We start from the raw sequence: 5,916 nt of genomic DNA on the forward strand, positions 1-5,916 counted from the left end.
ACCCTCACGGTGGGAACCATCGGCATCGGATCCGACGCGGCAATCCAGATGGCCATCGACAAGGGTTACTTCGAAGAAGAGGGACTCACCGTCGAGACCACCGTCATCGCGAATCCGCCCGCCGGTATCGCCGCCGCACAGAGCGGTCAGATCGACTTGACTTACACCCCGTCGATCCCGTTGCTCAACGCCCTGAGCCAGAATGTGCCGTTGAAGGTCGTTGCCGCGGCAGACGGATACGCAGAGGACGCCGCGCAATCCGAGGACCTGGCTACCGTGGACGATACGGGATTGTACGTACCCGCGGGAAGCTCCATCACGGACCCGAAGGACCTCGAAGGTAAGTCGGTCTCCGTACCCGCACGGAAAGCCCAGATGGAAGTGACCATCTCCAAGGTCATCTCGGACGCCGGCGGCGATCCCCAAAAGGTCAACTGGATGGTGCTTGATCCGGCCTCCGCGCTGCAGTCACTGGACTCGAACCGCGTTGACGCCGCAGCGCTGATTTCACCCTTCACCGCTCAGGCCGGCACCAAAGGCCACCAGCGCCTGGCCTCGCCCGGTATCGAATTCTTCGAGAAGGGCGCCGTCGGCTTGTGGGTAGCCGGTACCCAGACGGTCGAGGACAAGTCGGAGGAGATGGCCGGCTTTGCCCGTGCGATCAATAAGGCCAATGACTACGCCAACAACAACCCCGAGGAAGCCGAGGAAGTCGGCGCGGAAGTCACCGGCGTGCCGCTGGAGACAGTGCAGGAAGGCGCCGAGGTCTACTGGCCCACCGAGGTACGGCTCGAGGACCTTCAGCGCGTCAACGCGCTCCTTGTTGAATTGGGCTTCCTGCCACAGGAAGTAGCGATCGACGAGAGCCTGATCGTCAATGAATAGGTTCTACCCCGTCTGCGAGGAGTTCACACCATGAACGCTCAACTACGGCAATTGCTCGTCAGCGCCGGTGGGATTGTTGGCGCGATCCTGATCTGGCAGTTTGTCGCAACCGTTCCGATGGCCGGTGGACCACTGCCTCCATTCTCCGCTACCTTCACCGAGCTCACCCAACTGCTTGCCAGCGGAGAGTTCTGGTCTTCGCTGGCAGACACGATCCTGATCTCGCTGCTCGGCCTGGGATCGGCAGCGGTCATCGGCGTCGTTCTCGGGATCCTCATCGGCAGTTTCGATCCATTCCGCTATGCGACCCTCGCTGTGCTGGAATTCCTCAAGCCGATCCCGCCGATCGTGATTCTGCCCCTCGTGGTACTGATTTACGGTCCCACGACACAAATGGCCTGGTTCCTGGTCTTCTTCGGTTGCGTGCTGCCCATCATCATGCAGACGGTGGCCGGAGTGCACGACGCCGACCCGGTCACCCTGGACACGGCCCGCAGCTATGGCATGGGACGCACAGAGGTGCTCGCACGGGTCACCCTGCCCTCAGCGATGCCGTTCATCGGCACCGCCATGCGGGTGGCAGCCCCGGCCGCGTTGGTGATCACCGTCGTCGCCGGCCTGCTAGGCGGAGGTCCAGGCCTGGGACGAAGCATCTACCAGGCCCAGGCCGGCGGAGACTACCCGTCGCTTTACGCCTACGTCCTGGTCCTAGGCATGCTGGGCCTGATCTTCCAGGGTGTCAGTCGCCTGGCTGAGCGCCGCACACTGCACTGGCACGCGTCCTACCGAGAGGTGCTTCCCGCATGAACCGTAAAGCCGTCAACTGGTCGCTCGGGGTCGGAGCGCCCCTGCTGTTGGTCGCGCTGTGGTGGACACTGTCCAGCACCTCGACCAACACATTTTTCCCTCCCTTGAGCATCATCCTCGAACGCTTCCAGGCGTTGTGGCTCTTCGATCACTTCACCTCGGACGTGCTGCTCAGTCTGAGGAATCTCCTCCTCGGGTACGCTCTGGCAACCGTCATTGGCGTCGGACTGGGTTTCATCATCGCCCTGGTGCCCGTAGCCCGGTGGGTCCTCGACCCCCTGATCCACTTCTTCCGCGGTATACCGCCGGTGGCGCTGGTCCCCATCTTCATCTCGCTGATTGGCTTCGGAGTCGAGATGCGGCTTCTGAGCATCACGCTCGCGGCGCTTTTTCCTACCCTCATTGCCACCGTCGACGGCATTCGCAGTGTCGACTCTGGCCTGAAGGATGTCAGCGCCGTGTATCGGCTGACTCGCCGCGAGAAGATGGTGCAGGTCTACCTGCCCGCAGCAGGGCCGCACATCGCCTCCGGTATGCAGGTCAGCCTGCAGGTCGCGTTCATCGTCATGATCGCGTCGGAGATGCTCGGCTCCTCGCAGGGAATCGGAGCGATGACGCTGCTCGCGCAGCAGAGCTTCATGATCTCCGACATGTGGGCGGGCATCCTGCTCCTCGGAATCATCGGCTTCGCGGCCAACCTGCTCTTCGAAATCATCAAGAACAAAGTCCTGGCCTGGTATGTAGGCTCCAAACGATTGGCCCGCACGGCATGAAAACACGAACCGCTCCCGCGCACATTCACACGAACACCCGGCAGGTGGCTCCCATGGCAGAAGCAAATGTCTCCTCCGACGCCACGGTACGGCTACGTGTCGATGGTCTGGCGAAGTCCTACGGAACCGGCGATAAGGCGAAGGTTGTCATCGAAGATCTGACCTTCACCGTCAACGCCGGCGAGATGGTCTGCATTGTTGGCCCATCCGGTGTCGGGAAGACCACGCTGCTCAAGTGTCTCGCAGGACTACAGCCCGCGACCCGCGGGCAGGCGTCCATCGATGGCCGCACCATCTCCGGCCCGCCGCCCGAGATGGCCCTTGTTTTTCAGGATTACAACCGGTCACTGATGCCCTGGCTCACCGTCCGCAAGAACCTGATGTTGCCGCTGCGGCACCTGCGCCTCCCGGCGGCCGAGGCGAAGGAGCGCTGCGACAGTGCCCTGGAGGCAGTGGGGCTCAGTCACGCGGAGCACCAGTACCCCTGGCAGTTGTCGGGAGGAATGCAGCAAAGGGTGGCAATAGCCCGCGCGCTCGCCTACCGGCCGGAGATCCTCATCATGGACGAGCCTTTCGCCTCCGTAGACGCGCAGACGCGGTTCGACCTGGAGGACCTGTGTCTGAAGATCCGGCAGGACTTCGGCATGACCATCCTCGTGGTCACCCACGACATCGACGAGGCGGTCTACCTCTCCGACCGCGTAGTTGTGCTCGGGTCCAAGCCTGCGAAGGTGCTCAAAATCGTGGACGTTGACCTTCCAGCTCCTCGCGATCAGATCACCACCCGCTCGCTGCCTGAGTTCGCCCGGCAGCGCACCGATGTGCTTTCTCTTATCAAGAGGCCCGCATGATTCCGCATCCTACAGACACGGGGAAACGGCCCAACGTCCTTGTCTTCATAGCGGATCAGTTGCGGGCGGATCACCTGGGGTTTGCGGGCAATCCGGTGGTCCGGACGCCGAACATCGACCGGTTGGCGGGGGAGAGCGTCGTGTTCACCGAGGCGATGGTGACAAACCCGACCTGTATGCCGAATCGAGCAAGCCTCGTCACCGGACGCTGGCCCTCTGCGCACGGGACGCGCTGCAACGGAATCACCATGGACCCGGATGCGAACAATGTGGTGCGATCGCTCGCTTGCACTGGGTACGTGACGACGGCTGTCGGCAAGCTGCACCACCAGAACATGGGCTGGGACTTCGAGCCGGAACAGCTGGCACAGATGGAGGACACCAGCCCCTTGTTGCTCACGCCGGTCCTGGACGCGTGGTCCCGGCGGCGGGAGCCAGGGTGGGACAAGTGGGAGGATAAGGCGGCCCACGACAGGTCCTTCATTCCATTGCCTCCGGATTACTACGGGTACCAGCACGTCGACCTGGTCATTGGCCATGGTGACCGTCCGGGAGGCCACTATGTGCACTGGGCGCGGGATCACGGCGTCGATCCCTACACGAGCGGCGGTCCCGAGAATGCGGCGGTCCGGCTCGCGGACTGGGAGCAGGTGTACAAGACCTCTGTACCACCGGACCTGCACCCGAGCGCCTATGTGGGCACCAAGGCCGTGGAGCACATCAACAAGTTCGCGCAGCAGGAGCAACCGTTCTTCATGTTTGTCTCCTTCCCCGATCCGCACCATCCGTTCTCACCGCCGGATGGTTATGCAGACATGTACTCACCGGAGGAGGTTGATCTGCCGGTTGGATTCCATCAGGACCATTCGAAGTCTCCTCCCCACATCCGGGAGATGATTGAGCACCGAGGGACGCCCAACAGCGATCCGACCATGACCTGGGCGGCAACGGAGGAGCAGTACAGGGCAGCAGCGGCGGCGCAGTACGGGCTTATCAGCCTGATGGATAAGCACATCGGTGAGGTGCTCTCAGCACTGGAGGAGAACGGTTTGGCTGAGGACACGATCGTGGTTTTCACCAGTGACCACGGCGATCTGTTCGGGGATCACGGGCTGATGCTCAAGCATTTCAGCCATTACCGTGCCGTGACCAACGTTCCGTTGACCATGAGAATTCCTGGGCAGGCGCCAGGCTCCCTGGATGCGCTCGTTTCGACGGCGGACCTTGCACCGACGCTGCTCGAACTGACCGGTGCCGCGCCATATCGGGGTATTCAGGGCAAGTCTCTGGTGCCGTTACTCGACGGGCGGACCGATTCGGTGAGGACGGGACTCATCATCGAGGAGGACCAGCCGTTCGGGCTTTCGGGCCTGCCCGCTCCTGTGTGGACGCGCTCGGTGATCACGTCAAAGGGACGACTGACGCGCTACTTCGGAACAGGAATCACCGAGCTGTATGACCATCGAGCGGATCCCGATGAGCTGAACAATCTGGCTGACGATCCACAGGCGGGCGGCTTGTTGGCTGAGCTGACGACGTCAATGCTCGAGGAAATGGCTGCCCTGGCGGAGTTTGGTGTTGCTCCAACGGCGGCTGCCTGACGTGCTCATGGAACAGCGAAGGGCGGCACCGGTCGGTGCCGCCCTGTCCTGTTGTCTGTCAGTATTGACTGATCGACTTCCCTCATGAGCTCTCCCCTGACGGGGGTCAGGTATGGCCCTGGCGAATGGACCCTTCAGCGCGCCGGGTCGATGATCGTCATCCCGGCAGGCTTTGCCCGGTCGAACCCGGGCAACAGCACAGCCGCCTCCGCGAGACCCACGGTTCGTTCGATCAACAGATCGGGGCGCAGCGAACCCTGCTCAATGAGGGCCAGCATTCCCGGATAGTCGACGGCCGCCATGCCATGGCTGCCCAGCACATCGAGCTCCCATGCGATCACCCGGGCCATGGGCACCCGGGGATGCCCGCCGATCGGAGGGATCAGTCCAATCTGCACGTGCCTGCCGCGACGCCGGAGGCTCAAAATGGCGTCGGCGGAGGTCTGCTCGCTGCCGACGGCATCGACGGCGACATGGCTCCCGCCGCCCGTGATGTCGCTGACCACAGCAGGAAGGTCGGTCCCGCCGTAGGCAATTAGCGTGTGTTCTGCGCCTAGCCGGGAAGCTACCGACAGCGCCTCGGAGTTCCGGTCAACAGCAATCACCCTGGCACCGATCGCCTGGGCAATCATCACCGCACTCAGTCCGACCCCGCCGGCTCCGATTACCGTGACCCACTCACCCGGCTGGATTCGTGCCCGCCCGACCAACGCGCGATATGCCGTCGCAAATCTGCAACCCAGACTGGCAGCTGTGGAGAAACCCACCGCCTCGGGAATGGCCACCAGATTCGTGTCGGCAGCGTGCAAAGCGACGTACTCGGCGAACGATCCCCAGTGGGTGAACCCGGGCTGTTGCTGGTGAGGACAGACTTGGGCGTCACCGGCGAGGCACCATTCACAACGGCCACAGCCACATACGAAGGGAACCGTGATGCGGTCGCCCACCTTCCAGCGAACGACGCCGGTTCCGACCTCGATGATGACACCGGCCAGTTCG

General features: G+C 62.8%; 6 protein-coding genes. 5 read left to right on the forward strand and 1 reads right to left on the reverse strand.

Features of this window, described 5'->3' with window-relative positions:
• The 5 genes from RIF85_RS14155 to RIF85_RS14175 form a co-directional block, all read left to right on the forward strand.
• Positions 1–885, forward strand: an 885-nt coding sequence (locus RIF85_RS14155) for an ABC transporter substrate-binding protein (RefSeq protein WP_309072542.1), incomplete at its 5' end; no start/stop codon positions are given.
• A gap of 30 nt (positions 886–915) precedes the next feature.
• Positions 916–1,692: an ABC transporter permease subunit gene (locus RIF85_RS14160; protein WP_309072543.1), complete on the forward strand. Its 777-nt coding sequence runs from the start codon at positions 916–918 to the stop codon at positions 1,690–1,692.
• The gene (locus RIF85_RS14165) at positions 1,689–2,465 is read left to right on the forward strand and encodes an ABC transporter permease (RefSeq protein ID WP_309072544.1); all 777 of its coding nucleotides are present in this window, start codon (positions 1,689–1,691) and stop codon (positions 2,463–2,465) included. Before RIF85_RS14160 ends, RIF85_RS14165 begins: the two co-directional genes overlap by 4 nt.
• A complete protein-coding gene (locus RIF85_RS14170) occupies positions 2,462–3,316 on the forward strand; it encodes an ABC transporter ATP-binding protein (protein ID WP_375164435.1) in 855 nt (284 codons plus the stop codon). The genes RIF85_RS14165 and RIF85_RS14170 overlap by 4 nt, the downstream gene beginning before the upstream one ends.
• A complete protein-coding gene (locus RIF85_RS14175; RefSeq protein ID WP_309072546.1) occupies positions 3,313–4,917 on the forward strand; it encodes a sulfatase-like hydrolase/transferase in 1,605 nt (534 codons plus the stop codon). The genes RIF85_RS14170 and RIF85_RS14175 overlap by 4 nt, the downstream gene beginning before the upstream one ends.
• A 134-nt stretch (positions 4,918–5,051) precedes the next feature.
• Here the strand turns inward: RIF85_RS14175 and RIF85_RS14180 are convergent.
• Positions 5,052–5,916, reverse strand: an 865-nt coding sequence (locus tag RIF85_RS14180) for a zinc-binding dehydrogenase (protein ID WP_309072547.1), incomplete at its 5' end; no start/stop codon positions are given.

Source organism: Arthrobacter sp. (assembly GCF_031179385.1).
Classification (GTDB): domain Bacteria; phylum Actinomycetota; class Actinomycetes; order Actinomycetales; family Micrococcaceae; genus Arthrobacter_D.